General features: G+C 65.3%; 35 protein-coding genes. 26 read left to right on the top strand and 9 right to left on the bottom strand.

What is annotated here, in order from left to right; genetic code table 11:
* Nucleotides 1-12 precede the first annotated feature (12 nt).
* The 22 genes from rplV (at nucleotide 13) to rplQ (ending at nucleotide 10,584) form a co-directional block, all read left to right on the top strand.
* Nucleotides 13-345, top strand: coding sequence for a 50S ribosomal protein L22 (gene rplV, locus NFH66_RS14570; protein ID WP_010626471.1), 333 nt, complete (start codon nucleotides 13-15; stop codon nucleotides 343-345).
* 11 nt (nucleotides 346-356) lie between these two features.
* Entirely contained in the window at nucleotides 357-1,055 is a 699-nt protein-coding gene (gene rpsC / locus NFH66_RS14565) for a 30S ribosomal protein S3 (RefSeq protein WP_349610910.1), read from the top strand.
* A 15-nt stretch (nucleotides 1,056-1,070) separates the two neighbouring features.
* On the top strand, nucleotides 1,071-1,484 hold the full coding sequence (gene rplP / locus NFH66_RS14560) for a 50S ribosomal protein L16 (RefSeq protein WP_023007545.1): 414 nt from the start codon (nucleotides 1,071-1,073) through the stop codon (nucleotides 1,482-1,484).
* The gene (rpmC, locus tag NFH66_RS14555) at nucleotides 1,484-1,675 is read left to right on the top strand and encodes a 50S ribosomal protein L29 (protein ID WP_110070674.1); all 192 of its coding nucleotides are present in this window, start codon (nucleotides 1,484-1,486) and stop codon (nucleotides 1,673-1,675) included. Before rplP ends, rpmC begins: the two co-directional genes overlap by 1 nt.
* A gap of 1 nt (nucleotide 1,676) precedes the next feature.
* Nucleotides 1,677-1,937: a 30S ribosomal protein S17 gene (gene rpsQ, locus NFH66_RS14550; protein ID WP_023007543.1), complete on the top strand. Its 261-nt coding sequence runs from the start codon at nucleotides 1,677-1,679 to the stop codon at nucleotides 1,935-1,937.
* Between the two features lie 39 nt (nucleotides 1,938-1,976).
* A complete protein-coding gene (gene rplN, locus NFH66_RS14545; RefSeq protein ID WP_349610909.1) occupies nucleotides 1,977-2,348 on the top strand; it encodes a 50S ribosomal protein L14 in 372 nt (123 codons plus the stop codon).
* Nucleotides 2,349-2,362: 14 nt separating this feature from the next.
* Complete coding sequence (rplX, locus tag NFH66_RS14540) at nucleotides 2,363-2,677, top strand: 50S ribosomal protein L24 (protein ID WP_349610908.1); 315 nt, start codon at nucleotides 2,363-2,365, stop codon at nucleotides 2,675-2,677.
* 18 nt (nucleotides 2,678-2,695) lie between these two features.
* Nucleotides 2,696-3,235: a 50S ribosomal protein L5 gene (gene rplE, locus NFH66_RS14535; protein ID WP_349610907.1), complete on the top strand. Its 540-nt coding sequence runs from the start codon at nucleotides 2,696-2,698 to the stop codon at nucleotides 3,233-3,235.
* 11 nt (nucleotides 3,236-3,246) lie between these two features.
* On the top strand, nucleotides 3,247-3,552 hold the full coding sequence (gene rpsN, locus NFH66_RS14530) for a 30S ribosomal protein S14 (protein WP_349610906.1): 306 nt from the start codon (nucleotides 3,247-3,249) through the stop codon (nucleotides 3,550-3,552).
* Nucleotides 3,553-3,581: 29 nt separating this feature from the next.
* Entirely contained in the window at nucleotides 3,582-3,974 is a 393-nt protein-coding gene (gene rpsH, locus NFH66_RS14525) for a 30S ribosomal protein S8 (RefSeq protein WP_349610905.1), read from the top strand.
* 9 nt (nucleotides 3,975-3,983) lie between these two features.
* Nucleotides 3,984-4,514, top strand: coding sequence for a 50S ribosomal protein L6 (gene rplF, locus NFH66_RS14520; protein ID WP_349610904.1), 531 nt, complete (start codon nucleotides 3,984-3,986; stop codon nucleotides 4,512-4,514).
* A gap of 9 nt (nucleotides 4,515-4,523) precedes the next feature.
* Nucleotides 4,524-4,874 (top strand): 50S ribosomal protein L18, encoded by a 351-nt coding sequence (rplR, locus tag NFH66_RS14515; RefSeq protein WP_023007536.1) that lies wholly within the window; start codon nucleotides 4,524-4,526, stop codon nucleotides 4,872-4,874.
* Between the two features lie 11 nt (nucleotides 4,875-4,885).
* Nucleotides 4,886-5,386 carry a 30S ribosomal protein S5 gene (gene rpsE / locus NFH66_RS14510; RefSeq protein WP_349610903.1) on the top strand — a complete coding sequence of 167 codons (501 nt, stop codon included), beginning with the start codon at nucleotides 4,886-4,888 and terminating at the stop codon, nucleotides 5,384-5,386.
* A 5-nt stretch (nucleotides 5,387-5,391) separates the two neighbouring features.
* The gene (gene rpmD / locus NFH66_RS14505) at nucleotides 5,392-5,574 is read left to right on the top strand and encodes a 50S ribosomal protein L30 (RefSeq protein WP_349610902.1); all 183 of its coding nucleotides are present in this window, start codon (nucleotides 5,392-5,394) and stop codon (nucleotides 5,572-5,574) included.
* A 3-nt stretch (nucleotides 5,575-5,577) separates the two neighbouring features.
* Nucleotides 5,578-6,012 carry a 50S ribosomal protein L15 gene (gene rplO / locus NFH66_RS14500; RefSeq protein ID WP_161430189.1) on the top strand — a complete coding sequence of 145 codons (435 nt, stop codon included), beginning with the start codon at nucleotides 5,578-5,580 and terminating at the stop codon, nucleotides 6,010-6,012.
* Entirely contained in the window at nucleotides 6,013-7,344 is a 1,332-nt protein-coding gene (secY, locus tag NFH66_RS14495; RefSeq protein ID WP_349610901.1) for a preprotein translocase subunit SecY, read from the top strand.
* A 72-nt stretch (nucleotides 7,345-7,416) separates the two neighbouring features.
* Nucleotides 7,417-7,530 carry a 50S ribosomal protein L36 gene (rpmJ, locus tag NFH66_RS14490; RefSeq protein ID WP_031384759.1) on the top strand — a complete coding sequence of 38 codons (114 nt, stop codon included), beginning with the start codon at nucleotides 7,417-7,419 and terminating at the stop codon, nucleotides 7,528-7,530.
* 124 nt (nucleotides 7,531-7,654) lie between these two features.
* A complete protein-coding gene (rpsM, locus tag NFH66_RS14485; protein ID WP_132044115.1) occupies nucleotides 7,655-8,011 on the top strand; it encodes a 30S ribosomal protein S13 in 357 nt (118 codons plus the stop codon).
* A 39-nt stretch (nucleotides 8,012-8,050) separates the two neighbouring features.
* Entirely contained in the window at nucleotides 8,051-8,437 is a 387-nt protein-coding gene (gene rpsK / locus NFH66_RS14480) for a 30S ribosomal protein S11 (RefSeq protein WP_132044117.1), read from the top strand.
* A gap of 12 nt (nucleotides 8,438-8,449) precedes the next feature.
* A complete protein-coding gene (gene rpsD / locus NFH66_RS14475) occupies nucleotides 8,450-9,070 on the top strand; it encodes a 30S ribosomal protein S4 (protein WP_161430191.1) in 621 nt (206 codons plus the stop codon).
* 86 nt (nucleotides 9,071-9,156) lie between these two features.
* Complete coding sequence (locus NFH66_RS14470) at nucleotides 9,157-10,155, top strand: DNA-directed RNA polymerase subunit alpha (RefSeq protein ID WP_349610900.1); 999 nt, start codon at nucleotides 9,157-9,159, stop codon at nucleotides 10,153-10,155.
* A gap of 39 nt (nucleotides 10,156-10,194) precedes the next feature.
* Nucleotides 10,195-10,584, top strand: coding sequence for a 50S ribosomal protein L17 (gene rplQ, locus NFH66_RS14465; RefSeq protein WP_349610899.1), 390 nt, complete (start codon nucleotides 10,195-10,197; stop codon nucleotides 10,582-10,584).
* A 79-nt stretch (nucleotides 10,585-10,663) separates the two neighbouring features.
* Here rplQ and NFH66_RS14460 read toward each other — a convergent pair whose 3' ends face one another.
* Nucleotides 10,664-11,866, bottom strand: coding sequence for an ISL3 family transposase (locus NFH66_RS14460; protein WP_349607353.1), 1,203 nt, complete (start codon nucleotides 11,864-11,866; stop codon nucleotides 10,664-10,666).
* Nucleotides 11,867-12,154: 288 nt separating this feature from the next.
* Nucleotides 12,155-15,016 carry an excinuclease ABC subunit UvrA gene (gene uvrA, locus NFH66_RS14455; RefSeq protein WP_349610898.1) on the bottom strand — a complete coding sequence of 954 codons (2,862 nt, stop codon included), beginning with the start codon at nucleotides 15,014-15,016 and terminating at the stop codon, nucleotides 12,155-12,157.
* 175 nt (nucleotides 15,017-15,191) lie between these two features.
* Here uvrA and NFH66_RS14450 point away from each other — a divergent pair, with 175 nt between their 5' ends.
* The 4 genes from NFH66_RS14450 to NFH66_RS14435 all read left to right on the top strand — a co-directional run bounded on the left by NFH66_RS14450 (nucleotide 15,192) and on the right by NFH66_RS14435 (nucleotide 19,017).
* Nucleotides 15,192-16,580, top strand: a complete 1,389-nt coding sequence (locus NFH66_RS14450; protein ID WP_349610897.1) for an MFS transporter — start codon at nucleotides 15,192-15,194, stop codon at nucleotides 16,578-16,580.
* Nucleotides 16,581-16,692: 112 nt separating this feature from the next.
* Complete coding sequence (locus NFH66_RS14445) at nucleotides 16,693-17,343, top strand: single-stranded DNA-binding protein (RefSeq protein ID WP_349610896.1); 651 nt, start codon at nucleotides 16,693-16,695, stop codon at nucleotides 17,341-17,343.
* 40 nt (nucleotides 17,344-17,383) lie between these two features.
* Complete coding sequence (locus NFH66_RS14440; protein WP_349610895.1) at nucleotides 17,384-18,271, top strand: sugar nucleotide-binding protein; 888 nt, start codon at nucleotides 17,384-17,386, stop codon at nucleotides 18,269-18,271.
* Nucleotides 18,268-19,017 carry a lysophospholipid acyltransferase family protein gene (locus NFH66_RS14435; protein WP_349610894.1) on the top strand — a complete coding sequence of 250 codons (750 nt, stop codon included), beginning with the start codon at nucleotides 18,268-18,270 and terminating at the stop codon, nucleotides 19,015-19,017. The genes NFH66_RS14440 and NFH66_RS14435 overlap by 4 nt, the downstream gene beginning before the upstream one ends.
* 113 nt (nucleotides 19,018-19,130) lie before the next feature.
* Here the strand turns inward: NFH66_RS14435 and fabB are convergent, their stop codons facing one another.
* The 7 genes from fabB to NFH66_RS14400 form a co-directional block, all read right to left on the bottom strand.
* The gene (fabB, locus tag NFH66_RS14430; RefSeq protein ID WP_349610893.1) at nucleotides 19,131-20,348 is read right to left on the bottom strand and encodes a beta-ketoacyl-ACP synthase I; all 1,218 of its coding nucleotides are present in this window, start codon (nucleotides 20,346-20,348) and stop codon (nucleotides 19,131-19,133) included.
* A gap of 13 nt (nucleotides 20,349-20,361) precedes the next feature.
* Nucleotides 20,362-20,877: a 3-hydroxyacyl-[acyl-carrier-protein] dehydratase FabA gene (gene fabA / locus NFH66_RS14425; protein ID WP_349610892.1), complete on the bottom strand. Its 516-nt coding sequence runs from the start codon at nucleotides 20,875-20,877 to the stop codon at nucleotides 20,362-20,364.
* A 95-nt stretch (nucleotides 20,878-20,972) separates the two neighbouring features.
* Nucleotides 20,973-21,497, bottom strand: coding sequence for a DUF2878 domain-containing protein (locus tag NFH66_RS14420; RefSeq protein WP_349610891.1), 525 nt, complete (start codon nucleotides 21,495-21,497; stop codon nucleotides 20,973-20,975).
* Nucleotides 21,490-22,761 (bottom strand): class I SAM-dependent methyltransferase, encoded by a 1,272-nt coding sequence (locus NFH66_RS14415; protein ID WP_349610890.1) that lies wholly within the window; start codon nucleotides 22,759-22,761, stop codon nucleotides 21,490-21,492. Before NFH66_RS14415 ends, NFH66_RS14420 begins: the two co-directional genes overlap by 8 nt.
* 11 nt (nucleotides 22,762-22,772) lie before the next feature.
* A complete protein-coding gene (locus NFH66_RS14410; RefSeq protein ID WP_349610889.1) occupies nucleotides 22,773-23,537 on the bottom strand; it encodes a DUF1365 domain-containing protein in 765 nt (254 codons plus the stop codon).
* Nucleotides 23,534-24,856, bottom strand: coding sequence for an NAD(P)/FAD-dependent oxidoreductase (locus NFH66_RS14405; RefSeq protein ID WP_502878680.1), 1,323 nt, complete (start codon nucleotides 24,854-24,856; stop codon nucleotides 23,534-23,536). Before NFH66_RS14405 ends, NFH66_RS14410 begins: the two co-directional genes overlap by 4 nt.
* 62 nt (nucleotides 24,857-24,918) lie before the next feature.
* A complete protein-coding gene (locus NFH66_RS14400; protein ID WP_349610888.1) occupies nucleotides 24,919-25,704 on the bottom strand; it encodes an SDR family NAD(P)-dependent oxidoreductase in 786 nt (261 codons plus the stop codon).
* Nucleotides 25,705-25,743 lie beyond the last annotated feature (39 nt).

Here is a 25,743-nt window from a genome sequence, read left to right as displayed (position 1 = left end):
GAGGATTGAGAGATGGAAGTCACAGCTAAGCTGCGTGGCGCTCGTTTATCCGCCCAGAAGGCCCGTTTGGTGGCTGACCAGGTGCGCGGTAAGCCGGTCGCCGAGGCACTGGACCTGCTGACCTTCTCACCGAAGAAGGCTGCCAAGCTGGTCAAGAAGGTGCTGCAGTCCGCCATCGCGAATGCGGAAGAAAATAACGGCATGGATATCGACGAGCTGCGTGTCTCGACCATCTGCGTCGATGAGGGCATGACGCTCAAGCGTATCAAGCCGCGTGCCAAGGGCCGCGCGGATCGTATCTTGAAGCGCACCTGCCACATCACCGTCAAGGTAGCCGAGAAGTAGGAGTCGACCAGATGGGTCAGAAAGTCAATCCAACAGGCATTCGCCTGGGTATCGTCAAGGACCATACCTCGGTGTGGTATGCCGAGCGCGGCGCCTATGCCGACAAGCTCAACAGCGACCTCGAGGTTCGTCGCTTCCTGGAAGAGCGTCTGAAGAACGCCTCCGTGAGCAAGATCACCATCGAGCGCCCGGCCAACAACGCCCGCATTACCATTCACACCGCCCGTCCGGGCATCGTGATCGGCAAGAAGGGCGAGGACGTTGACCGGCTGCGTCGTGACGTCACCGCGATGATGGGCGTGCCCGTGCACGTCAACATCGAGGAAGTGCGCAAGCCCGAGCTGGACGCCATGCTCGTGGCCCAGAACATCGCTGGCCAGCTCGAGCGCCGCGTGATGTTCCGCCGCGCCATGAAGCGTTCCGTGCAGAACGCCATGCGCCTGGGCGCCGGTGGCATCAAGGTGATGCTCTCCGGACGTCTCGGCGGTGCGGAAATCGCCCGTACCGAGTGGTATCGGGAAGGTCGTGTTCCGCTGCACACGCTGCGTGCGGACATCGACTACGCCACCTACGAGGCCAAGACCACCTACGGCATCATCGGTGTCAAGGTGTGGGTCTTCAAGGGTGAAATCCTCGGGGGCATCGAGGAGGTTCGCGCCAAGGCTAAACAGCCGCAGGCCGCGCCCTCCAAGAAGAAAGGTTCCAGGTAAGGGGAGAGCGAGTCGATGTTACAACCCAAGCGTATGAAGTTCCGCAAGATGCAGAAGGGCCGCAACCGTGGCCTGGCGCATCGTGGAAGCAAGGTCAGCTTCGGCGAATATGGCCTCAAGGCCACAGGCCGTGGCCGCATCACCGCCCGTCAGATCGAGGCCGGTCGTCGTGCGATCACCCGTCACGTCAAGCGTGGCGGCAAGATCTGGATCCGGGTGTTCCCGGACAAGCCGATCTCCAAGAAGCCCCTCGAAGTCCGTATGGGTAAGGGTAAGGGCTCCGTCGAGTACTGGGTCGCACAGATCCAGCCCGGCCGGATCCTCTACGAGATCGAAGGCGTGTCCGAGGAGCTCGCCCGCGAGGCCTTCGGCCTGGCGGCGCAGAAGTTCCCGGTCTCCACCACCTTTGTGAAACGGACGGTGATGTGATGAAAGCCCAGGAAATCCGTGAAAAGTCAGTCGACGAGCTGAAAGGTCAGCTTCTCGAACTCCTCCGCGAGCAGTTCAACCTGCGCATGCAGAAGGCCACCGGCCAGCTCAGCCAGACGCACTTGCTCAAGCAGGTTCGTCGGGACATCGCCCGGGTGAAGACTGTGCTCAACGAGAAGGCAGGTGACTGAGATGGCCGAAGAGAAGAAAACCCGTACGCTCACCGGCAAGGTGGTGAGCGACAAGATGGACAAGTCCATCGTCGTGATGATCGAGCGCCGCGTGCGTCATCCGATCTACGGCAAGTACGTCAAGCGCTCCACCAAGCTGCACGCCCATGACGAGGCTAACCAGGCGAAGGCCGGTGATACGGTCTCCATCCAGGAGTGCCGTCCGCTGTCCAAGACCAAGTCCTGGACGCTGGTCGAGGTGGTTGAGCAGGCCAAGGGTTAAGTCCCACGCCTGCTGTCAGATTAGGTTTGGAGAAAACCGATGATTCAGACTCAGACAATGCTGGATGTCGCCGACAACAGCGGGGCGCGCCGGGTGCAGTGCATCAAGGTGCTGGGCGGTTCACACCGTCGCTACGCCCACATCGGTGACATCATCAAGGTCACGGTGAAGGAAGCCATCCCGCGCGGCAAGGTCAAGAAGGGCCAGGTCCTCAAGGCGGTGGTGGTACGTACCCGCAGCGGTGTCCGTCGTTCCGACGGTTCGCTGATCCGCTTCGACGGAAATGCGGCGGTCCTGTTGAATAACACCAACGACCAGCCGATCGGCACCCGTATCTTCGGGCCAGTGACCCGTGAGCTTCGCAACGAGAAGTTCATGAAGATCATTTCCTTGGCGCCTGAAGTGCTGTAAGGAGCGAGGCGGATATGCAAAAGATCAAACGTGACGATGAAGTGATCGTCATCGCCGGCAGGGATAAGGGCAAGCGTGGCACCGTGAAGCGGGTTCTCGAAAACCGCTTCGTGGTGTCCGGTGTGAACATGATCAAGCGTCACACTAAGCCCAACCCCATGGCGGGTAATCAGGGCGGTATCGTCGAGCGCGAGGCTCCGATTCACGCGTCCAACGTGGCCATCTTCAACCAGGAGACCGGAAAGGCAGATCGCGTCGGCTTCCAGGTGCAGGAAGACGGTACCAAGGTACGTATCTACAAGTCGACGCAGACGCAGATCGACGCCTAACGCGAGTCGGGTAGCAAAATGGCGAACTTGAAAGAACGTTATCAGAACGAGGTGGTGGCTCAACTCAAAGAGCAGTTCAGCTACGCCAACGTTATGCAGGTGCCACGGATCACCAAGGTGACTCTGAATATGGGCATCGGCGAAGCGACCAGCGACAAGAAGCTGATCGACAATGCCATCGGTGACATGGAGAAGCTTTCCGGTCAGAAGCCGATGGTGACCAAGGCACGCAAGTCCATCGCGGGCTTCAAGGTGCGTGAAGGCTGGCCGATCGGGATCAAGGTGACCCTGCGCTCCGAGCGCATGTGGGACTTCCTCGATCGCCTGGTGAATATCGCGATCCCCCGCGTTCGTGACTTCCGTGGTCTCAACCCGAAGTCCTTCGACGGTCGTGGCAACTACTCGATGGGGGTGCGTGAGCAGATCATCTTTCCGGAACTCGAGTATGATAAGATCGACCGGATTCGTGGTCTGGATGTCACCATCACCACCACCGCCAACACCGATGCTGAAGGTCGTGCGCTGCTGAGCGCGCTGAACTTCCCGTTCAAGAAATAAGGGGTGGGATCATGGCAAAGAAAAGCATGATGGAGCGTGAGCTCAAGCGCACCAAACTGGTGGAGAAGTACGCCGCCAAGCGCAGCCAGCTCAAGGCGATCATCCAGGACGTGAACGCTTCCGACGAAGAGCGCTTCGAGGCAACGCTGAAGCTGCAGCAGCTGCCGCGTGACTCCAGCCCGGTGCGCCAGCGTAACCGCTGCCGCATCACCGGCCGTCCGCACGGCTTCTACAACAAGTTCGGCCTCGGCCGCAACAAGCTGCGTGAAGCCGCCATGCGTGGCGATGTCCCCGGACTCAAGAAGTCCAGCTGGTAAGTCACGCAAGAATCAGGAGCGCAACGTAAATGAGCATGCAAGACACTCTGGCGGATATGTTCACCCGTATCCGCAATGCGCAGATGGCCACCAAGGAGACGGTCACCATGCCGTCCTCCCGCCTCAAGGTCGAGGTGGCCCGCGTATTGAAGGAAGAGGGTTACATCAACGACTTCGTGGTGTCCGTAAGCGCCAAGCCCGAGCTGACCGTGGCCCTCAAGTACTTCGAGGGCAAGCCGGTCATCGAGCATATTCAGCGAGTTTCCAAGCCGTCTCTGCGCCAGTACAAGGGTAAGGACGCGCTGCCGAAGGTCGCCGATGGCCTGGGTATCGCTATCGTCACCACCTCCAACGGGGTGATGACCGATCGCGCGGCTCGCAAGGCCGGTGTCGGTGGCGAAGTCATCTGCACCGTATTCTAGGAGTTTGGAATGTCCCGCGTAGCCAAATATCCAGTTAAAGTGCCCGCTGGCGTCGAGATCAAGCTCGACGGTGACCAGCTGACCGCCAAGGGCGGCCAGGGCACACTGTCACTGACCATCCACCAAGATGTGGTGGTGGGTCAGGAAGAGGGTCAGCTGACCTTTGCCCCCAGCGAGTCTGCCAAGACCTGGGCCATGGCCGGTACTACCCGTGCCCTGGTTCAGAACCTGGTGACCGGCGTGAGCGAAGGCTTCACTCGTTCCCTCGAAATCGTTGGCGTCGGTTATCGTGCCCAGGCCAAGGGCCAGACGCTCAATCTGTCACTGGGCTTCTCGCACCCGGTCGAGTACACACTGCCTGAGGGTGTCACGGCGGAAACGCCGAAGAACACCCAGATCGTGCTGAAGAGCGCGGACAAGCAGGCGCTCGGCCATGTCGCCGCGGAAATCCGCGCCTTCCGTCCGCCTGAGCCCTACAAGGGCAAGGGTGTTAGGTACGCCGACGAGCAGGTGCGTCGCAAAGAAGCCAAGAAGAAGTAAGGCAGGGTTATGAACGCGAAGAAAGAATCTCGTCTCCGTCGTGCCCGCCGCGCTCGCGCCAAGATCCGCGAGCTGGGCGTGTATCGCCTGTGCGTCAACCGTACCCCGCGCCACATCTACGCGCAGATCATCTCGCCGGATGGTGGCAAGGTCCTGGCCAGCGCTTCCACGCTGGACAAGGCCCTGCGTGAGGGTGCGACCGGCAACGCCGACGCCGCCGCCAAGGTTGGCGCACTGATTGCCGAGCGCGCCAAGGAAGCGGGCATCACCCAGGTAGCCTTCGACCGCGCCGGTTTCAAGTACCACGGCCGCGTCAAGGCCCTGGCCGACGCCGCTCGTGAAGGCGGCCTGGAATTCTAAAGGGTTTTACGATGGCGAAGAACGAACAGCAAAGCGGCGACCTCCAGGAGAAGCTGGTACAGGTCAACCGTGTTGCCAAGGTGGTCAAGGGTGGCCGTATCTTCGGTTTCACCGCCCTGACCGTCGTGGGTGACGGCAAGGGTCGTGTCGGCTTCGGTCGTGGCAAGGCGCGTGAAGTGCCGGTCGCGATCCAGAAGGCGATGGACCAGGCGCGTCGCAACATGGTCAAGGTGCACCTCTCCGGCGGCACTCTGCAGTACCCGGTCAAGGCCCGTCACGGCGCCTCCAAGGTGTACATGCAGCCCGCCTCCGAGGGTACCGGCGTCATCGCCGGCGGCGCCATGCGCTCCGTACTGGAGCTGGCCGGTGTCCATGACGTCTTGGCCAAGTGCTACGGCTCCACCAATCCGGTGAACGTGGTGCGGGCGACCGTCAATGGCCTGGCCTCCATGCAGTCGCCGGAAGACATCGCCGCCAAGCGCGGTCTGCCTGTCGAAGCGATTACGGGGTGAGCACCATGGCAGCAACGATCAAGGTTACCCAGACCCGCAGCACCATCGGCGTGCTGGCCAAGCACAAGGCCACCATCAAGGGCCTTGGCCTGCGTCGTATCGGTCATACGGTTGAGCTGGAAGATACCCCCGCCGTGCGCGGCATGATCCACAAGGTGAACTACCTTGTGCGCGTTGAGGGAGAGTAATCCATGAAACTCAATAGCCTGAGCCCGGCACCGGGTTCCAAGCACGCCGAGAAGCGCGTCGGTCGTGGCATCGGCTCCGGTCTGGGCAAGACCGGTGGCCGCGGCCACAAGGGCCAGAAGTCGCGCAGTGGCGGCAGCGTCAAGCCCGGCTTCGAGGGCGGTCAGATGCCGCTGCAGCGGCGGCTGCCGAAGTTCGGCTTCACCTCCGCGAAGTCGCTGGTCTCCGAGGAAGTGCGCCTGGCCGAGCTGGCCAAGGTGGCCGGTGACGAAGTCACCCTCGAGACCCTCAAGCAGGCCAACGTGCTGAAGGACGCCACGCTGCATGCGAAGGTGATCCTCTCCGGCGATCTGAACAAGGCGGTTACGGTTCGCGGTCTCAAGGTCACCCAGGGTGCCCGTGCCGCGATCGAAGCCGCCGGTGGCAAGGTAGAGGACTAAATGGCGAAGTCAGGAAAAATGCCGGCGATGGGCAGCGGACTGGGTGAACTGTGGGCGCGTCTGCGCTTCGTGCTCCTCGCCATCGTGGTGTACCGTATCGGTGCCCACATCCCCGTGCCCGGTATGAATCCTGACCAGCTCGCTGCCTTGTTCAGGGAGCAGCAGGGCACCATCCTCGGCATGTTCAACATGTTCTCGGGTGGCGCCCTGGAGCGCATGAGTATCTTCGCCCTGGGCATCATGCCCTACATCTCGGCGTCGATCATCATGCAGCTGCTGACCGCGGTCTCGCCCCATCTTGAGCAGCTCAAGAAGGAAGGCGAGGCCGGGCGGCGCAAGATCAGCCAGTATACCCGCTACGGTACCGTGGTCCTGGCCCTGGTGCAGGCCACCGGTATGTCGGTGGGTCTGGCCGGCCAAGGCATCGCCTACACAGCCGACTTCAGCTTCTATTTCACTGCCATCGTCACCTTCGTGGGCGGTGCGGTGTTCATGATGTGGCTGGGCGAGCAGATCACCGAGAAGGGGATCGGCAACGGTATCTCGCTGCTGATCTTCGCCGGTATCGTGGCGGGCCTGCCCGGCGCCGTCGGCCAGGCCTTCGAGCTGGCTCGCAACGAAGGGGCGTGGAACGTCCTGCCGCTGCTGGCACTCACTGCCCTGGGCGTTGCTACCGTAGCCTTCGTGGTGTTCATCGAGCGCGGTCAGCGCCGCATCACCGTGAACTATCCGCGTCGTCAGGTCGGCAACAAGATGTATGCTGGTCAGAGCAGTTATCTGCCGCTGAAGGTGAACATGGCGGGCGTCATTCCGCCGATCTTTGCCTCCAGTATCCTGCTGTTCCCAGCCTCGCTGGGACAGTGGGTGGGTGCCGGTGACGGCCTCGACTGGCTGCAGCGTGCGTCCCAGGCCCTCGGGCCGGGCCAGCCGCTGTACATCTTGCTTTTTGCCGCCGCGGTGGTATTCTTCTGCTTCTTTTACACAGCGCTGGTCTTCAATCCCAAGGACGTCGCCGACAACCTCAAGAAGTCGGGAGCCTTCCTGCCGGGGATTCGTCCTGGCGAGCAGACGGCTCGCTACGTCGACAAGGTCATGACCCGTCTGACCCTGTTTGGCGCCTTGTACATCACTGCGGTTTCCCTGATGCCCCAGTTCCTGATCGTGGCGTGGAACGTGCCGTTCTTCTTTGGCGGTACTTCGCTGCTGATCGTGGTGGTGGTCATCATGGACTTCATGGGTCAGGTACAGTCGCACCTCATGTCGCATCAGTACGAGTCGGTGATGAAGAAGTCCAACCTGAAAGGCTACGGCGGCGGCGGCATCATGCGCTGAGGCGCCGCCCGTCGAACTGGCGCGTTGCGACCCGCAGGGGTCGCCTCGCTAGCCGACTTTGGAGATGGAACGATGAAAGTTCGAGCTTCCGTGAAGAAAATGTGCCGCAACTGCAAGATCATTCGTCGCAATGGCGCCGTCCGCGTCATCTGCACGGAGCCGCGGCACAAGCAGCGCCAGGGCTGAACCTGGCACTGCGCTGAACCGGGTGCCGGCATGCCCCTTGCCCTCTGCAGGGTAAAGGGGTATGCTGTTGCGCCTTTTGTAGTAGACCCAACGAGCAAGCCGCTCACATATTCGGAGTAAGCTGATGGCCCGTATTGCAGGCGTCAATATCCCGGACAACAAGCATGCGGCGATCTCGCTGACCTATATCTTCGGGATTGGCCGCACCCGCGCACAGGATATCTGTGCCGCGTCCGGCATTGCGCCGACCACCAAGATCCAGGATCTGTCATCTGAAGAGATCGACACCCTGCGTTCGGAAGTCGGCAAGTATACCGTTGAAGGTGACCTTCGTCGTGATGTGACGCTGAATATCAAGCGTCTCATGGACCTGGGTTGCTACCGTGGTCTGCGTCATCGTCGTGGTCTTCCGCTGCGTGGTCAGCGTACCAAGACCAACGCGCGTACCCGCAAGGGTCCGCGTAAGCCGATCCGCAAATAACACGCACGTTCTGGCGTAAAGACAGGAAGAATCATCAACATGGCTAACCCGCGTAGCAATCGCAAGAAGGTTAAAAAGCAGGTGGTGGATGCCGTTGCGCATATCCACGCCTCTTTTAACAACACGATCATTACGATCACAGACCGCCAGGGCAATGCTCTTTCCTGGGCAACTGCCGGTGGTTCGGGTTTTCGTGGTTCTCGCAAGAGCACCCCGTTCGCGGCTCAAGTAGCAAGCGAGCGTGCAGCAACCGCTGCAGCCGAGTATGGTGTGAAAAACGTCGACGTGCTGGTCAAGGGCCCCGGTCCTGGCCGTGAATCCGCCGTGCGCGCGCTCAATGCCGCCGGCTTCCGCGTGCAGAGCATCATTGACGCGACGCCCATTCCCCACAATGGCTGCCGTCCGCCGAAGAAACGCCGCGTTTAAGGAGACAGATTCATGGCTCGTTACATTGGACCGAAGTGCAAACTGTCTCGTCGTGAGGGGACCGACCTCTTTCTGAAGAGCGGTGTCACCCCCTTCGAGAAGAAGTGCAAATCCGAGCAGATTCCGGGTGTGCACGGCCAGCGTCGTCAGCGTATTTCCGAATACGGCTTGCAGCTTCGCGAGAAGCAGAAAGTGCGCCGCATGTATGGCGTACTCGAGAAGCAGTTCCGCAACTACTACAAGGAAGCGGCCCGTCTCAAGGGCGCGACCGGCGAGGTGTTGCTGCAGCTTCTCGAATCCCGACTGGACAACGTCGTCTATCGCATGGGCTACGGCTCGACCCGCTCCGAGGCCCGGCAGCTGGTCAGCCACAAGGCCATCGCCGTGAATGGCAAGAGCGTCAACGTGGCGTCCTACCAGGTCAAGCCCGGTGATGTGGTCTCCGTTCGCGAGAAGGCGAAGAATCAGGCGCGCATCCAGAACGCCCTGGCCCTGGCCGCCAACCGCGGCGACGTGGCCTGGATCGAGGTCGATGCCAAGAAGATGGAAGGCACCTTCAAGGCGCTGCCCGAGCGCGGCGACCTGTCTGCCGACATCAACGAGGCCCTGATCGTCGAGCTGTACTCCAAGTAAGCGGTGCCAAGCGCCGTGCCTGCCCCCGTTGACGGGGGCAGGTCTAGAGTACCCAGTATCCGTTTGGCAGCCTGAAAGGTGTTCATATGCAGCGTTCAGTGACAGAGTTTCTTCGCCCGCGCGATATCAAGGTCGAAGAGATCAGTGCACACCACGCGAAGATCGTGCTCGAGCCCTTCGAGCGTGGCTTCGGCCACACGCTGGGCAATGCCCTGCGTCGCATCCTGCTCTCGTCCATGCCCGGCTGTGCCGTGGTAGAGGTCGAGATCAGCGGCGTCGAGCATGAGTACAGCGCGATCGAGGGCGTCCAGGAAGATGTCATCGAGATCCTCCTGAACCTCAAGGACGTGGCGATCAAGATGCATAGTCGCGACGAGGCGGTGCTCTCGCTGAACAAGCAGGGCCCGGCCGTCGTGACAGCGGGCGACATCGCTCTTGACCATGACGTCGAGATCGTCAACCCCGACCATGTCATTGCCCACGTCAACGAGGGTGCCGAGCTGAAGATGCAGCTCAAGATGGCACGTGGCCGCGGCTATGAGCCGGCGGATGCGCGTGTTGGTGCCGACGACGAATCTCGCGCCATCGGCCGCCTGCAGCTGGATGCGACCTTCAGCCCCGTGCGTCGTGTTTCCTACAGCGTCGAGGCCGCGCGTGTCGAACAGCGCACCGACCTCGACAAGTTGATCATCGATCTGGAAACCGACGGCACCCTGGATCCCGAAGAGGCGATCCGTCGTAGCGCGACCATCCTGCAGGATCAGCTGGCCGCGTTCGTCGATCTGGAAGCCGACAAGGAACAGGAAGTGGAGGAGGAAGAGGATCATATCGATCCGATCCTGCTGCGCCCCGTAGACGATCTCGAGTTGACCGTTCGCAGCGCGAACTGCCTGAAGGCCGAGAACATCTACTACATCGGCGATCTGATCCAGCGCACCGAGGTGGAGCTGCTGAAGACGCCGAACCTCGGCAAGAAGTCCCTGAACGAGATCAAGGACGTTCTGGCAGCACGCGGTCTTTCCCTGGGCATGCGGCTGGAGAACTGGCCGCCGGCAAGCCTGAAGGACGACAAGGCCTCCGCGTGAGCGCCGACTCGAGTCCCAGTTTGGTAAGGAATCACAACCATGCGTCATCGTAAGAGTGGTCGTCACCTCAATCGTACGAGCTCGCACCGTCAGGCCATGTTCAAGAACATGAGCGTGTCGCTGATCGAGCACGAGGTCATCAAGACAACCCTGCCCAAGGCCAAGGAGCTGCGTCGCGTCATCGAGCCGCTGATCACCCTGGCCAAGCAGGACAGCGTCGCCAACCGTCGCCTGGCCTTCAGCCGCACCCGCTCCAAGGAAGCGGTCGGCAAGCTCTTCAACGAGCTGGGTCCGCGTTACGTCGAGCGTCCGGGCGGTTACGTCCGTATCCTCAAGTGCGGCTTCCGCACCGGCGACAACGCCCCCATGGCCTTCGTCGAGCTCGTCGACCGTCCGGTCGTCGAGGGCGAGGAAGCCGCCGAGGAGTGATCCTCGGCCGGTCTTCCGGCGATACGGCAAGCGCCGTAAAGAAAAACCGGCTCCCGCAAGGGGCCGGTTTTTTTCTGGTTCATCGCATTTTGCCGGGAAACGCGGCACGGATCTTCAGGAAGAAGTACGCCGTGTCGCGGTACCCGTAGGCCATCCGCTTGATGACCTTGATTCGGTTGTTCATACCTTCCAGCACGCTGGTGTTTAGCCGGTGGCGAGCACTGGATACGATGCCATCCAAGTAGGGCTCCAGCTTCTTGGTGAAGCGCACCAAGGCGTCGATACCGCTGCTCAACGCCATACCGGCCCACTCTTGCCAACCGCTGCGTGCCGTCGCCTCGTCCTCGGCAAACCACAGTGTCTTGAGCTGGTCTTTGAGCAGATACACCTTGGTCAGTGAGGCATTGGCGGCCAGCAGTTCCTCCAGCTTCACCGCTTGCTCAGGCTTGAGGTTGTCTTGATTGCGCAGCAGCAGCCAGCGGCTGCCCTTGATCACCTTGCGGGCCGCCTTGTCGTCGCGCAGCTGATTGGCCTGATCGACGCGCACCCGGTCCATCACTTCACGCCCGTACTTGGCCACGACATGGAAGCGGTCGTAGACCACCTCGGCGTTAGGGCACTGGTCCTTCACTTCGAGATCGAAAGACGCGTTCATGTCCATGGCGACGGCCTCGATCTGCTGTCGCGCATCACCCAACCATTCGAAGAACGGGCGGATCGCCTCCCGGGAGCGACCTTCGCCGATCCACACCACCTGCTGGGTGTCGGCACACGCAATCACCGTGGCGTAGCGGTGCCCCTTGTGGAGGGCGAACTCGTCCATCATCAGGCGACGCAGCCGCGTCGGGTCCGGCGCCGGCAGGTCACGCTGTAGGCGCTGCTTATCGATGGCCTTGACGGTATGCCAGTGCAGGCCGACCAAGTCGGCGACATGCCGGATCGGCAGCAACTCGACCAGACGCTCCACCCACTGGCGCAGCGTGGTGGTCACCGGTGAACGACCCGGCAACCAGTCAATGCGCTCGCGTGTCGGGCCGCAGACGGGGCAGCGCAGGCGACGTACCGGCACCTCCAGCTCCACCCGGTAGATCAGCAACGGCGCCTCTCGGACGCGACGGTGATGCACGTCATGGACGAGAAAGCAGGCATGGTCACAGCCGCTGCAGACTGGCGGGATCAGGTCATCAGGCGCCAACTGGAGCCGTAGTGTTTGCTCATCCAGGAATTCGTGATGGGCGACGGTGAAACCTTTCCAGAACAGGCAGAGCGGGGTAGCATCCATGGCAACGGCGGTATCCGTAGGCTGGGGTTTGTGGTGAACATCAGTTTACTCGGATTTACCGCCGTTTCTCTATCCCGCCTCTGCCTAAGGTTGCTTCGCTTTCACGCCAGTCTGCGAAGAACCTTTTTTCTTTGAGTGGCAAGTGGCAAGGCTGGCCTTCGGCCAGTTTCAAGAAGCAAGGAACCCCATGGGGTGCCGAGATGGCCGGAGCATGCTGCCTTGCTCCTTGCTCCTTGCTCCTTGCTCCTTGCTCCTTGCTCCTTGCTCCTTGCTCCTTGCGCCAGCCTCCTACGCCGTGCTCTTCGCCCTGGCCGTGTGCTCCTTGGCCCGCTCCAGCAGCGGCTTGAGGAAGCGCCCGGTGTGGGAGGCCGCATTGTTGGCCACCTGCTCCGGGGTGCCCTCGGCGATGATGCGCCCACCGCCGCCGCCGCCCTCGGGGCCCAGGTCGACGATCCAGTCGGCGGTCTTGATCACATCCAGGTTGTGCTCGATCACCACGATGGTGTTGCCGTGGTCGCGCAGGCGGTGGAGCACGCTGAGCAGCTGGCGGATGTCCTCGAAGTGCAGGCCGGTGGTCGGCTCGTCGAGGATGTAGAGGGTCTTGCCGGTGTCGCGCTTGGCCAGCTCCCGAGCCAGCTTGACGCGCTGCGCCTCGCCGCCGGAGAGGGTGGTGGCACTCTGGCCCAGGCGGATGTAGGAGAGGCCCACATCGAGCAGGGTCTGCAGGCGGCGGGCGATGGCGGGCACCGGCGAGAAGAATGCCAGCGCCTCCTCCACGGTCATTCCCAGCACCTCGTCGATGCTCTTGCCCTTGTAGGCGATCTCCAGGGTCTCGCGGTTGTAGCGCTTGCCCTTGCAGACGTCGCAGGGGACATAGATGTCGGGCAGGAAGTGCATCTCCACCTTGATCATGCCCTCGCCCTGGCATGCCTCGCAGCGCCCACCCTTGACGTTGAAGGAGAAGCGGCCGGGCTTGTAGCCTCGCGAGCGCGCCTCCTGGGTGCCGGCGAAGAGTTCGCGGATCGGGGTGAAGATGCCGGTGTAGGTGGCCGGGTTGGAGCGCGGAGTGCGCCCGATGGGGCTCTGGTCGATGTCGATCACCTTGTCGAGCTGATCGAGGCCCTCGATGCCATCGTGGGCCGCCGGCGTCAGACTGGTGGCGTGGTTGAGCTCGCGGGCGGCGATCGGCATCAGGGTCGAGTTGATCAGCGTCGACTTGCCGGAGCCGGAGACGCCGGTGACGCACACGAACAGGCCCAGCGGTAGTTCGAGGGTGACCTCCTGGAGGTTGTTGCCGCGGGCCCCGGTGAGGCGCACCAACTTTTCCGGATTGCCGGGAATGCGCCAGGGTGGCACCTCGATGCGCCGGGTGCCGGCGAGGTACTGGCCGGTCAACGACTCGGGGGTGGCGATGATCTCCTCGGGGCTGCCCTGGGCGATGATGCGCCCGCCATGCACGCCGGCCCCGGGGCCGATGTCGAGCACGTGGTCGGCGGCGCGGATGGCGTCCTCATCGTGCTCCACCACGATCACGGTATTGCCCAGGTCGCGCAGGCGCTCGAGGGTCTGCAGCAGGCGGTCGTTGTCGCGCTGGTGCAGGCCGATGGAGGGCTCATCGAGGATATACATCACGCCCACCAGGCCGGCGCCGATCTGGCTGGCGAGGCGGATGCGCTGGGCCTCGCCACCGGAGAGCGTCTCGGCGCTGCGCTCCAGGGTGAGGTAGTCGAGGCCCACGTTGACCAGGAACTCCAGGCGGGCATGGATCTCGTTGACGATCTTGACGGCGATCTCGCCGCGGCGTCCGGGCAGCTCGAGCCCCTTGAAGTAGCGCCAGGCATCGCCGATGGGCTGGCGCACCATCTCGGGCAGGCTGTGCTCGTCGATGAAGACATGGCGCGACTCCTTGCGCAGCCGGCTCCCCTCGCAGGCGGGGCAGGGCTGCACGGCGATGTAGCGGGCCAGCTCCTCGCGCACCATGCTCGACTCGGTCTCGCGGTAGCGGCGCTGTAGGTTGGGCAGCACGCCCTCGAAGGGGTGCTCCCGGGTGACCTTGCGGCCGCGGTCATTGACGTAGTGGAAGGCGATCTCGTCGTGGCCGCTGCCGTGGAGGATCACCTCTCGCTCGTGGCGGGCGAGCTCCTGCCACGGCGTTTCCAGGGTGAAGCGGTAGTGGTCGGCCACGGCCTGGAGCTGGTTGAAGTAGAAGACGCTGCGCCGGTCCCACCCCTTGATCACGCCCTCGGCCAGGGAGAGCTCCGGGTGGCTGATCAGCTTCTCCGGGTCGAACACCTGCTGTATCCCCAGGCCGTCGCAGGTCGAACAGGCGCCGGCCGGGTTGTTGAAGGAGAACATGCGCGGCTCGAGCTCGGCGATGGAGTAGCCGCACACCGGGCAGGCGAAGCGTGCCGAGAAGGTGATGTCCTCCTGCTCGCCGTCCATGAAGTGGGCGATGGCGACGCCGTCGGCGAGGCCCAGGGCGGTCTCGAAGGACTCCGCCAGGCGCTGCTGCAGGCCCGTGCGGACCTTGATGCGGTCCACCACCACGCTGATGTCATGCTTGCGGGTCTTCTCCAGGGGAGCGATGTCGTCGAGCTCCAGCACCTGACCGTCGATCATGGCGCGCACGAAGCCCTGGGCGCGCAGCTCGGCGAGGAGCTGCAGGTGCTCCCCCTTGCGCCCCTTGACCACCGGGGCCAGCAGCATCAGCTTGCTGCCCTCGGGCAGCGCCAGTACCTGGTCGACCATCTGGGAGATGGTCTGGGCCTCGAGATCCTCGCCGTGCTCGGGGCAGCGCGGCGTGCCGGCGCGGGCGAACAGCAGACGCAGATAGTCGTAGATCTCGGTGATGGTGCCCACGGTGGAGCGGGGGTTGTGGGAGGTGGACTTCTGCTCGATGGAGATCGCCGGGGAGAGCCCCTCGATATGGTCGACGTCGGGCTTCTCCATCATCGACAGAAACTGGCGGGCATAGGTGGAGAGCGATTCCACGTAGCGCCGCTGCCCCTCGGCGTAGAGCGTGTCGAAGGCCAGCGATGACTTGCCCGAGCCGGAGAGCCCGGTGACTACGATCAGCTTGTCGCGGGGTAGCTCGACGTCGATATTCTTCAGGTTGTGGGTGCGCGCACCCCTGACCAGAATCCTGTCCATTCCTACCTCATGAGCGCGGCAAAAGAGCGCGGCAAAAGGTCGATTATACGGGCCGGCGTCCGGCGGCGGCAAAGCGACGCTGGATGACGACTTTCCCCGGTAGGTGGCAAACCGCTAGAATAGGCGGTCCACTCCTGGGCGCCCGACGCCCCTCCAGGGAAGATTCGCTACGCCTATGCGCAAGGTCTCCGGGCTGTTGCTCCCCGCCGAACGGCGTGCCATCACTGGTCTGGCCGGTCTCTACGCCACCCGCATGCTGGGTCTGTTCATGGTGCTGCCGGTACTGGCCCTGTATGCCGACGACCTGGCCGGCGCCACACCGCTGCTGGTGGGGCTGGCGCTGGGCATCTATGGCCTGACCCAGGCCACCCTGCAGATTCCCTTCGGGCTGCTCTCCGACCGCTTGGGGCGCAAGCCGGTGATCGCCGGCGGCCTGGTGCTGTTCCTGCTCGGCAGCGTGGTGGCGGCGAGTGCCGATACCATCGGCGGGGTGATCCTTGGGCGTTGCCTGCAGGGCAGCGGCGCGGTGGCCGCGGCGATCATGGCACTGCTCGCCGACCAGACCCGCGAACAGGTGCGTACCGCCGCCATGGCCACCATCGGCCTCTCCATCGGTGTGGCCTTCGCCGTGGCCATGGTGCTGGGGCCGCTGGTGGCGGCCAGCTTCGGCCTCTCCGGGGTGTTCTGGTTCACGGCCGCCCTGGCCGCCCTGGGGCTGCCGGTGCTGTGGCGGCTGGTGCCCCCCGCGCCACGGCGCCTGCGCCATCGCGACGTGGGAATCGACCGCGCCCAGCTGGGGCGCACCCTGGGGCGCCCCGACCTGCTGCGCCTGGATCTCTCCATCTTCGCCCTGCACCTGGTGCTGATGGCGATCTTCGTCGCGGTTCCCTTCCGGCTGCTCGACGCGGGGCTCCCCGGCGAGCGCCACGGCCTGGCCTACCTGGGCGTGATGCTGCTGGCCTTCGTCGGCATGGTGCCGCTGGTGGTGATCGCCGAGAAGCGCCGGCAGATGAAGGCGATGTGCCTGCTGGCCATCGCGGCGATGCTGGTCAGCCTGCTGGGCATGGCCTGGGGCGGCGCCGGCCTGTGGGGGCTGCTGGGCTGGCTGCTGCTCTACTTCATCGGCTTCAACCTGCTCGAGGCGACGCTGCCGTCGATGATCAGCAAGCTGGCCCCGGCCGGTGCCAAGGGCACGGCCATGGGAGTCTACTCCACCAGCCAGTTCCTGGGTGCCTTCCTGGGTGGCGTGCTCGGCGGGGCGCTCTCCCAGCAGTGGGGCCTGCCGGCGGTGTTCCTGGGCGCCGCGGCGTTGACCGCGGCCTGGCTGGTGGTGATGGTGGGCATGCGTCAGCCGCCGCATCTGGTCAGCGAGGTGGTGGCCCTGGACGACGATCACGGCGATGATGCCCTGGAGACCCTGATGGCCAGGTTCTCCGAGGTGGCCGGCATCGAGGACGTACTGGTCGTTCCGGAGGAGCGCCTGGCCTACCTGAAGGTGGACCGCCAACGCCTCGACGAGGAGGCGCTGGCAAGACTGATCGATACGGGAAGGGAGCACGCCTGAGGGCGGCCCTCCACGGCGCCTCGAGCGCCACGCCGCGGGTGCGCCCCGCGACATACTGCATTCATGACATCGTCTTCATGACACCGTCTTCTCTGACAACAAGGAGTCCCTCATGGCCCGTGGCGTCAACAAGGTCATTCTCATCGGCAACCTGGGGCAGGATCCGGAGGTGCGTTTCAGCCCCTCGGGGACGGCCATCGCCAACCTCACCCTGGCCACCACCGACACCTGGATGGACCGCCAGAGCGGTCAGCGCCAGGAGCGTACCGAGTGGCACCGCCTGGTGCTGTTCAACAAGACCGCCGAGATCGCCCAGCAGTATCTCAAGAAGGGCAGCAAGATCTACGTCGAGGGCCGCCTGCAGACCCGCAAGTGGCAGGGGCAGGACGGGCAGGATCGCTACACCACCGAGATCGTGGTCAACGACATGCAGATGCTCGACTCCCGCGGCGGCGGCGGTGGTGGTGATTTCCAGGGGGGGGGCTACGGCGGCCAGCCTCAGCAGGGGGGCTACGGGAGGCAGGCCCAGGGCGGTCAGCCGGCGCAGGGCAACTATGGTGGTCAACCCCAGGGTGGTCAACCCCAGGGTGGTCAACCCCAAGGCGGCGGCTTCGGCGGCCAGTCCCAGGGCGGTGGTGCCCCTCAGCGTCCGCCCCAGCAGCCCCCGCAGCGCCCGGCCCAGGGTGGCCAGCAGCAGGGTGGCAATTTCGGGGCCCCCGACCCGGGCAGCTTCGACGACTTCGACGACGAGATCCCGTTCTGATCTGTCGGTTCGCTGACGGCATGCCGAGGGAGGTGCGCGCGTGAAGCTGCTGGTACTGGATGCCGGCCACTGCCTGAGCCTGGCCCTGGCCCGGGAGGCCAACCACCGCTCGGATACCGAGCTCTCCATCGAGGAGGGCCTGGAGCTCGATCCCGCCTGGCTGGCGGAGGTGGCGCCGGATGCCCTGGTGATTCCGCCGCTGTCGCGGCCGATCATCGCCGCGCCGGCCGAGGTGACGGCCCACGCCGAGGCGGTGGAGCGTTGCCTGGAGGCGTGCCGCCAGGCGGATATCCCGCTGGTGTGGTGCGTCTCCGACCAGCTCTACGAGGACGGTTTCGCCGAGCCCATCGATGAGCACATGATTCCGCGGCCGCGGGACGAGAGCCTGCGGCGGCTGGTGGCCACCGGCGACCGCATCCGCGCCGAGCATCCGCATCATCTGATCGTCCGGCTGGGTCCACTGTTCGCCCTGGAGGGGAGCCACGCCTGGCTCAATGAACTGATCGATACCCTGATCACCGCCGGTGAGGTGCGTGGCGAGGCCGACGTGACCTGCTGCCCGACCTCGGCGGATGCGGTGGCCCTGGCGCTGATCGGCATGCTGCAGCAGCAGCAGTGCGGTGCCAGCGCCTGGGGGAGTTACCACCTGGCCGGCACCGAGCCGGTAAGCGTCTATACCTTCGTCTCGGTGGTGCGCACCCAGCTGGCCACTCGCCTGGAAGGTCGCGGCGATCATCGCGAGCTGGGCTCGCTGCGCGCGATGCACCACCACCACGACCATCCGCTGCGTCGCGTGCTCAACTGTCGACGGGTGCTGGAGGTGTTCGGCGTGCATCAGAAGCCCTGGCGGCTGGAGCTGAGCAATATGCTCGACGCCTGGTGTCGCGCCAATATTCCGGCGTGTGGTAGGGAGGAGGGCGCATCATGAACGTGCTGCGCAGCCTCATCTTCTACCTGGGCTACTTCACCGCCATGCTGGTGTGTGGCGTGCTCTTCCTGCCGCCAGCCCCCTTCCTGCCGCTCGGTTCCCGCTATCGTCTGCTCAACCTCTACAACCACTTCATCATGCGCTGGTTCCGCCTGGTGGTCGGGGTACGCTATGAATTTCGTGGGCGCGAGCATCTGCCCGCCGGACCCTGCGTGATCCTCGCCAATCACCAGTCCGAGTGGGAGACCGTCTATCTGCAGTTGCTGCATCCGCCGGTGTGCACGGTGCTCAAGAAGGAGCTGTTGAGCCTGCCGATCTTCGGCTGGGGCCTGCGGTTGCTGCACCCCATCGCCCTGGATCGCTCGCGCCCCTCCCGGGCCATCAAGCAGGTGCTCACCCAGGGCAAGCAGCGCCTGGAGGAGGGGCTGTCGGTGCTGATCTTCCCCGAGGGCACCCGGGTCGCCCCGGGAAGCCGCAAGCGCTACAACAAGAGCGGGGCGGTGATCGCCTGTCGTGCCGGTGTGCCGGTGGTGCCGGTGGCCCACAATGCCGGCGAGCGCTGGCCCGGTCGTCACTGGGTGAAGACGCCGGGGCGGCTGACGCTGGTGGTGGGGGAGCCCATCACCACCGCCGGGCGCACGCCGGAGGAGGTGCTGCTCGAGGTGGAGGCGTGGATCGAGGCGACCCTGGCAGAGATCTCCGAGGTGCCGAGGCCGGAGCGTGACCAGGCGCGGGAGTCGGCCTGAGTTCGTCGGAGCGCCACGGTGACCCGAACTTGGGGCGCAGGCCGAGGCCCACCAACGCAAGAGGCGCCCCTGTGGGGCGCCTCTTGCGTTGCGGCTCGAACTGACCCGGGGTATCAGTCCCGGAACTTCTCCAGCACCAGGCAGGCGTTGGTGCCGCCGAAGCCAAAGCTGTTGGAGAGCACGCGTTCGACCTTCACTCCGTCGCGACGCCGGGCCACGATATCGAAGCCGTCAGCCTGCTCGTCGAGGGCCTCGATATTGGCCGAGGCGGCGATGAAGTCGTTCTCCATCATCAGCAGCGAGTAGATCGCCTCCTGCACGCCGGTGGCGCCGAGGGAGTGGCCGGTCAGCGACTTGGTGGAACTCATCGCCGGCGTGGTATCGCCGAACACTTCGCGGATCGCCTTGAGCTCGGCCACATCGCCCACCGGCGTCGAGGTGCCATGGGTGTTGATGTAGTCGATCTTGCCATCCACGGTGGCCATGGCCTGGCGCATGCAGCGCACCGCGCCCTCGCCGGAGGGGGCGACCATGTCGTGGCCGTCGGAGGTGGCGCCGTAGCCGGTCACCTCGGCGTAGATCCTGGCGCCCCGGGCGCGGGCGTGCTCCAGTTCCTCGAGTACCAGCATGCCGCCGCCGCCGGCGATGACGAAGCCGTCGCGGGCCTGGTCGTAGGGGCGCGAGGCCTTCTCCGGCGTTGCGTTGTACTGGGTGGAGAGGGCGCCCATGGCATCGAACAGGCAGGAGAGGGTCCAGTGCTCCTCCTCGCCGCCACCGGCGAAGACCACGTCCTGCTTACCGAGCTGGATCTGCTCCACGGCGTTGCCGATGCAGTGGGCGGAGGTGGCACAGGCCGAGGAGATCGAGTAGTTGACCCCCTTGATCTTGAACGGTGTCGCCAGGCAGGCCGAGACGGTGCTGCCCATGGTGCGGGTGACCCGGTAGGGCCCCACACGGCGCAGCCCCTTTTCGCGCATCACGTCGGCGGCTTCCACCTGGTTGGCGCTGGAGGCGCCGCCGGAGCCGGCGATCAGGCCGGTGCGCTCATTGGAGACCATCTCCGGTGTCAGGCCCGAGTCCTCGATGGCCTGGGCCATGCTGACATAGGCGTAGGCGGCGGCATCGCCCATGAAGCGCCGCAGCTTGCGGTCGATCAGGGCGTCGAGGTCGATATCGACCACGCCGGCCACCTGGCTGCGGAAGCCTCGCTCGGCGTACTCCTCCTTGAAGCGAATGCCGGAACGCCCTTCCTTGAGCGCCTCTAGGACCTGCTGTCGGTCGTTGCCCAGGCAGGAGACGATGCCGAGGCCGGTGACTACCACTCGTCGCATGGAAGCCTCCTGGTCAGAAGTTCGCGGTGGAGGTGAACAGGCCGACGCGCAGGTCGTTGGCCTGGTAGATATCGCGGCCGTCGACGGAAACGGTGCCGTCGGCCATGCCGAGAATCAAGCGCCGGGTGATGATGCGCTTGATGTTGATCCGGTAGGTGACCTTCGAGGCGTCGGGCAGGATCTGGCCGGTGAACTTCACCTCGCCACAGCCGAGGGCGCGACCGCGACCGGGATGACCGAGCCAGCCCAGGTAGAAGCCCACCAGCTGCCACATGGCGTCCAGGCCCAGGCAGCCGGGCATCACCGGGTCGCCAGGGAAGTGGCAGTCGAAGAACCACAGGTCGGGGGTGATATCGAGCTCGGCGAGCAGCTCGCCCTTGCCGTGCTCACCACCCTTCTCGGTGATGGAGGTGATGCGGTCGAGCATCAGCATGTTGGGGGCCGGCAGTTGGGCGTTGCCGGGGCCGAACAGCTCGCCTCGCGAGCAGGCCAGCAGTTCTTCGCGGTTGAAGGAGTGTTGCTTGGTCACTGAGTCATTCCGAGAGTCGAATGTTGTTAGTAGCCTAGTCTACTGTCCGTGCAGGGGGAATGCACGCAAGCAGCGGTGTCCAGGCCTTCATGACCTCAGCGTTGGTAGGGGAGGCGGCCGCTCACGCGTCGGCATAGCCACAGGCAGAGGCCGGCCCAGACCAGCGCCTGGGCCGGCAGCAGCCAGGGGGCGAGAGTCACGCCGGCGAGCGCCGCGCCGGCGTAGTAGGAGGCCGGGCCACTGATGGCGCCACCCAGGGCGGCGAGCCAGGGGCGTGACCAGAGCCATGCCAGGGAGTGGTGCAGCAGGGTAGCGAACAGTGGCCACAGCAGCCATAGCCAGGGCGGCAGCAGTCCCAGGGCGAGGGTGTCGGTGTGGAATTGAAAGCCGCCGGCCAGGGTCAGGCCGCCGTCCACTGCCAGGCCCAGCAGCGCAAAACCGACGAGCCAGCGCCACTCGCCTGGCCAGGCCTGCCAGCGCAGGTGGGCGGCAAGAATCAGGCCGGCCGCGGCGGCGCCCACCAGGCTGCCGCCCAGCACGCAGGCCAGCCAGCCCGCCTCGAAGGCGAGCAGGTTGGCCACCAGGCGCGGCGTCGAGCGCCGTCGATCCGACTCAGGCATTGCCGGTGAGCGTCGCGGGGCGGGCGCCGGGCTTGGCCAGCAACAGGTGGCAGGTGCCGATGGTGCGTTCCAGGAAGCCCCCCTCGCAGTAGCAGAGATAGTAGCGCCACATGCGGATGAAGCGTTCGTCGTAGCCCAGGTTGCGCACCCTCTCCAGGCTGGCCTCGAAACGCTGGCGCCACTCGCGCAGGGTGCGAGCGTAGTGCGGGCCGATCTCGTCGAGGGCCAGCACATTGAGCGAGGTGCTTCGGGTCAGGCCACGCAGGATGGCGTGATGGGAGGGCAGGAAGCCGCCCGGGAAGATATGGCGCTTGATGAAGTCCATCTCGCGCTTGGCGGCCTCGAAGCGCTGGTCGCGGATGGTGATCGCCTGCAGCATCGCCAGGCCGTCATCGGTGAGCAGGCGGTCCAGGGTGGCGAGATAGGTCTCCAGATACTGATGGCCCACCGCCTCGATCATCTCCACGGAGATCAGTCGGTCGTAGCGCCCCACCAGCTCGCGATAGTCCTGCTTGAGCAGGGTGATGCGCTCGCCCAGGCCCTCCTCCTCGATGCGCCGGGCGGTATGGGCGTACTGCTCATCGGAGATGGTGGTGGTAGTGACCCGGCAGCCGCGGGTCTTCGCCGCGTGGATGGCGAGCCCGCCCCAGCCGGTGCCGATCTCCAGCAGGTGGTGCTCGGCGCGCACGTCGAGCCGCTCGAGCATGATGTCCAGCTTGAAGGTGGAAGCCTCCTCCAGGCTCGCCTCGGGGTAGGGGAAGACGGCGCTGGAGTACATGCGGTGGTCGCGGTCCAGGAAGGTGGCAAACAGCTCGTTGCCGATATCGTAGTGAGCCGAGATGTTGCGCCGCGACCCCGAGAGGCTGTTGCGTTGCAGGCGGTAGAGGGCTGCCAGCAGCCAGCGACCCAGGCGGGCGGTGCCGGTCTCGATCTCGCCGTTGACCCGTTCCAGGTTGGCGGCGAACAGCCGCACCAGGGCGACCAGGTCATCGGCATCCCAGTCACCGTCCATGTAGGACTCCGCCGCCCCCACGGTGCCGCCCAGCGCCAGGCGTTTCCACGCCCGGCTGTCGCGCACCACCAGGGTGACCGTGAGTGGCCCGCCCTGGCCCAGGCGGTGCCGGCGGTGCCCCTCGATCAGGGTGACCGTGCCGCCCTCCAGGCGGTCCAGCTCGGCCAGCAGGCGCGGGCGTAACCAGCGGGTCAGGCGGTCGGCATCGTCCGTCAGGGGACGGGGGGCGGTGGCTGAGCGCAGCGTGTTCACGTCGGTCTCTCCTACGAACGGTCGGCGTCGGCGCCGGGGTGGTCATGGATCGGCACGCGCTTGGCCCACAGGCGCAGCGCCTCGAAGTGGATACCGGCCAGGGTCTTGGCGCTCATCCACGGCTGGCGGGCCAGGGTGCCCAGCAACACGCGACGGGTGGCGGGACTGGCCGTCAGGGTCAGGGTGGCATCGAAGTGGCATTCGCCCTCGCGCCAGTTCTCCATATGCATCAGCAGGCGCTCGCCGGGGGTGTTGAAGCGCCAGCGGTAGATCATGTCCATGGGATTGAAGGGCGAGACGTGCATCGCCTTGGCGAACTCGGCCCCGTGGGAGTGGCGGGCCGGGTCCACCGTGCAGGCGTAGCGGGTGCGCTCCCCCCAGGGCGTGTTGCTCACCTCACCCAGCACCGCGCGCAGCGCGCCCGCGGCGTCGAAGGCGTAGTAGAGCGAGATGGGATTGAAGCCCAGGCCCAGGGTGCGCAGCTGGGTCAGCAGGCAGATGCGGCCGTCGGGGGTGTCGCCCAGCTGCCGCACGAGCTCCTCGCGCACCGCCTGCTTCAATGGCCGGTCGTGGGGAGCCAGATAGTCCTCGCGACGGAAGCGCGCCAGCGCGGGGCGCCGGGCGCTGAAACCGGGTACCCCGTCAAACAGTTCAGGCAGCTCGTCGAGGTCGAGCCAGGCCATCCACACCCCATAGCTGAAGGCGTGCTCGCGCGGCAGGAAGCGTCGATGGCGCAGTTCGCCGCGGTAGATGCGTGAGCGGGGCGTGGCGATCATGCGTGCTCGGCCTCCCTTGCCACCGGGCTCAGCAACTCCGCGACTCCCTCGGGCCCCGCCTCGTCACCACCCAGAGCATGGGCCACGCGCAGGGCGCTCCAGACGCCGTCCTCGTGGAAGCCGTTGCGCCAGTAGGCGCCGCAGTAGTGAGTGCGAAAGGCGGCGCCGGAGATCTCGGCGTGGCGCGCCTTGGCCGCCTCGCCGGCCAGGGTGAACTGGGGGTGGGCGTAGGTGAAGCGGCCCAGCACCTTCTCCGGCGCGATGGCGTCGCTGTCATTGAGCGTGACGCAGAAGGTGTGGGGCGCCTCCAGGCGCTGCAGGATGTTCATGTCGTAGGTCACCGAGACCCTGGCCGCCTCGTCGCGGCCGTCGAGGCGGTAGTTCCAGCTCGCCCAGGCGCGAGGCCGCCGCGGCAGCAGGCGGGTGTCGGTATGCAGCACCACCTCGTTGTCCTGGTAGGGCAGGGCGCCGAGGATCTCGTGCTCGGCGGGGCTCGGGTCCTCCAGCAGCGCCAGCGCCTGGTCGGCGTGGCAGGCCAGCACCACCTCGTCGAAGTGCTCGACTCCCAGATCGCTGCGCAACGCCACGCCGTCGGCCAGCCGGCGGATGCCGCGTACCGGTGTCGACAGGCGGATGCGGCTCGCGTAGGGCGCGGTGAGCAGCGGGATATAGCTGCGCGAACCGCCGACCAGGGTGTGCCACTGGGGCCTGTCGTTGACCGACAGCAGGCCGTGGTGGCGGAAGAAGCGCACGAAGAACTGCAGCGGGAAGTCGCGCAGGTCGCTCAGGCTCGCCGACCAGATCGCCGCCCCCATGGGCAGCAGGTAGCGGCGCTGGAAGGCCTCGCCGAAGGCGTTGCTCTCGAGCCACTCACCCAGGGTCATGGCAGGGTCGAGCGTGCCGTCGTCCATGGCTCGTATCGCCTCGCGATTGAAGCGCAGGATCTCACGCAGCAGGCCGTAGAAGCTGGGGCGCAGCAGGTTGCGGCGCTGGGCGAACAGGCTGGTCAGGGTATGGCCGTTGTACTCGAAGTCTCGGCTCGTCTCGTGTACCGAGAAGCTCATCTCGGTGGGCTGGGTGAGCACTCCGAGGCGCTGCATCAGCCGCTGGAAGTGCGGATAGGTCCAGTCGTTGAAGACGATGAAGCCGGTATCGATGGCGTAGTGGCGACCCTCGAGCTCCACATCCACGGTGGCGGTGTGGCCACCCAGGCGGTTATCGGCCTCGAACAGCGTCACCTCGTGGCGGCCCGAGAGGTACCAGGCGGCGGCCATGCCGGCGATGCCGCTGCCGACCACGGCAACGCGCCGCTTGGACATGGTGGCCTGCCGGCTATCCATGGCGATACGCTGGCGGGCCATGGCATGGGGAGGGCGAGCATTCATGGGCGAGTCTCTGTGGCGGTCTCGGGCCGCGCCAGGCGCCGCCCCAGTCGATAGCGCAGGGGAGCGGGCAGGATGCCCGCCAGCTTGACCAGCAGGGTGAAGCGGCGCGGGAAGTGGATGTCCAGGCGGTGCCTGGCCAGGCCCGCGAGGATCGCTTCAGCGGCCTGGTCGACCTCGATCCGCATCGGCATGGCGAAGTCGTTGCGGTCGGTGAGCGGAGTCCTGACGAAGCCGGGATGGATCACGCTGACGTCGATCCCCTCGGCGTCCAGGTCCAGGCGCAGCGCTTCCAGGAAGTGGCTCAACGCGGCCTTGGAGGCGCCGTAGGCCTCGGACCGGGGCAGCGGCAGGTAGGCCGCGGCACTTGAGGTGGCGGCGAGCAGCGGCCGGCCCCCCTGGGTCCGGGCGCGTCGCAGCAGCGGCAGGGCGGCATCGATGCAGTGGATCGCGCCGTGGAAGTTGGCGGCGAAGACCCGCTCCACCAGGTCGACGTCGAACTCCCGGGCGTCGAGGTACTCGCAGGTGCCGGCGTTGAGGATCACCAGGTCGAGTCCGCCGAAGGCCGCCTCGAGCTGCCGGCCGGCGTCGCGTACCGCCACGCGGTCGGTGACGTCCAGGGGCAGCGCCAGGGCGTTGTCGTGGCCGGCGGCCAGTGCCTCGAGGGCCGCCGCGTCGCGTCCGCTGAGCGCCACACGGTCGCCGCGGGCCAGCAGGCGTTCGGCCAGGGCGCGGCCGATGCCCGAGGTGGCGCCGGTGAGCCAGATGCGCTGGGGGTCGGACATGGAGCCTCCGGGTGGTGGTTGCCGCGCCCGAGGCCGCTG

Origin of the sequence: Halomonas sp. H10-9-1 (assembly GCF_040147005.1) — a bacterium.
Classification (GTDB): domain Bacteria; phylum Pseudomonadota; class Gammaproteobacteria; order Pseudomonadales; family Halomonadaceae; genus Halomonas.
The sequence above is the reverse complement of the archived record's forward strand: the minus strand, read 5'-3'. Positions and strand labels throughout refer to the sequence as shown.

Coding starts and splice junctions, on each gene's coding strand:
- rplV (WP_010626471.1), top strand. CDS start 13: ATGGAAGTCACAGCTAAGCTGCGTGGCGCTCGTTTATCCGCCCAGAAG.
- rpsC (WP_349610910.1), top strand. CDS start 357: ATGGGTCAGAAAGTCAATCCAACAGGCATTCGCCTGGGTATCGTCAAG.
- rplP (WP_023007545.1), top strand. CDS start 1,071: ATGTTACAACCCAAGCGTATGAAGTTCCGCAAGATGCAGAAGGGCCGC.
- rpmC (WP_110070674.1), top strand. CDS start 1,484: ATGAAAGCCCAGGAAATCCGTGAAAAGTCAGTCGACGAGCTGAAAGGT.
- rpsQ (WP_023007543.1), top strand. CDS start 1,677: ATGGCCGAAGAGAAGAAAACCCGTACGCTCACCGGCAAGGTGGTGAGC.
- rplN (WP_349610909.1), top strand. CDS start 1,977: ATGATTCAGACTCAGACAATGCTGGATGTCGCCGACAACAGCGGGGCG.
- rplX (WP_349610908.1), top strand. CDS start 2,363: ATGCAAAAGATCAAACGTGACGATGAAGTGATCGTCATCGCCGGCAGG.
- rplE (WP_349610907.1), top strand. CDS start 2,696: ATGGCGAACTTGAAAGAACGTTATCAGAACGAGGTGGTGGCTCAACTC.
- rpsN (WP_349610906.1), top strand. CDS start 3,247: ATGGCAAAGAAAAGCATGATGGAGCGTGAGCTCAAGCGCACCAAACTG.
- rpsH (WP_349610905.1), top strand. CDS start 3,582: ATGAGCATGCAAGACACTCTGGCGGATATGTTCACCCGTATCCGCAAT.
- rplF (WP_349610904.1), top strand. CDS start 3,984: ATGTCCCGCGTAGCCAAATATCCAGTTAAAGTGCCCGCTGGCGTCGAG.
- rplR (WP_023007536.1), top strand. CDS start 4,524: ATGAACGCGAAGAAAGAATCTCGTCTCCGTCGTGCCCGCCGCGCTCGC.
- rpsE (WP_349610903.1), top strand. CDS start 4,886: ATGGCGAAGAACGAACAGCAAAGCGGCGACCTCCAGGAGAAGCTGGTA.
- rpmD (WP_349610902.1), top strand. CDS start 5,392: ATGGCAGCAACGATCAAGGTTACCCAGACCCGCAGCACCATCGGCGTG.
- rplO (WP_161430189.1), top strand. CDS start 5,578: ATGAAACTCAATAGCCTGAGCCCGGCACCGGGTTCCAAGCACGCCGAG.
- secY (WP_349610901.1), top strand. CDS start 6,013: ATGGCGAAGTCAGGAAAAATGCCGGCGATGGGCAGCGGACTGGGTGAA.
- rpmJ (WP_031384759.1), top strand. CDS start 7,417: ATGAAAGTTCGAGCTTCCGTGAAGAAAATGTGCCGCAACTGCAAGATC.
- rpsM (WP_132044115.1), top strand. CDS start 7,655: ATGGCCCGTATTGCAGGCGTCAATATCCCGGACAACAAGCATGCGGCG.
- rpsK (WP_132044117.1), top strand. CDS start 8,051: ATGGCTAACCCGCGTAGCAATCGCAAGAAGGTTAAAAAGCAGGTGGTG.
- rpsD (WP_161430191.1), top strand. CDS start 8,450: ATGGCTCGTTACATTGGACCGAAGTGCAAACTGTCTCGTCGTGAGGGG.
- NFH66_RS14470 (WP_349610900.1), top strand. CDS start 9,157: ATGCAGCGTTCAGTGACAGAGTTTCTTCGCCCGCGCGATATCAAGGTC.
- rplQ (WP_349610899.1), top strand. CDS start 10,195: ATGCGTCATCGTAAGAGTGGTCGTCACCTCAATCGTACGAGCTCGCAC.
- NFH66_RS14460 (WP_349607353.1), bottom strand. CDS start 11,866: ATGGATGCTACCCCGCTCTGCCTGTTCTGGAAAGGTTTCACCGTCGCC.
- uvrA (WP_349610898.1), bottom strand. CDS start 15,016: ATGGACAGGATTCTGGTCAGGGGTGCGCGCACCCACAACCTGAAGAAT.
- NFH66_RS14450 (WP_349610897.1), top strand. CDS start 15,192: ATGCGCAAGGTCTCCGGGCTGTTGCTCCCCGCCGAACGGCGTGCCATC.
- NFH66_RS14445 (WP_349610896.1), top strand. CDS start 16,693: ATGGCCCGTGGCGTCAACAAGGTCATTCTCATCGGCAACCTGGGGCAG.
- NFH66_RS14435 (WP_349610894.1), top strand. CDS start 18,268: ATGAACGTGCTGCGCAGCCTCATCTTCTACCTGGGCTACTTCACCGCC.
- fabB (WP_349610893.1), bottom strand. CDS start 20,348: ATGCGACGAGTGGTAGTCACCGGCCTCGGCATCGTCTCCTGCCTGGGC.
- NFH66_RS14420 (WP_349610891.1), bottom strand. CDS start 21,497: ATGCCTGAGTCGGATCGACGGCGCTCGACGCCGCGCCTGGTGGCCAAC.
- NFH66_RS14410 (WP_349610889.1), bottom strand. CDS start 23,537: ATGATCGCCACGCCCCGCTCACGCATCTACCGCGGCGAACTGCGCCAT.
- NFH66_RS14405 (WP_502878680.1), bottom strand. CDS start 24,856: ATGTCCAAGCGGCGCGTTGCCGTGGTCGGCAGCGGCATCGCCGGCATG.
- NFH66_RS14400 (WP_349610888.1), bottom strand. CDS start 25,704: ATGTCCGACCCCCAGCGCATCTGGCTCACCGGCGCCACCTCGGGCATC.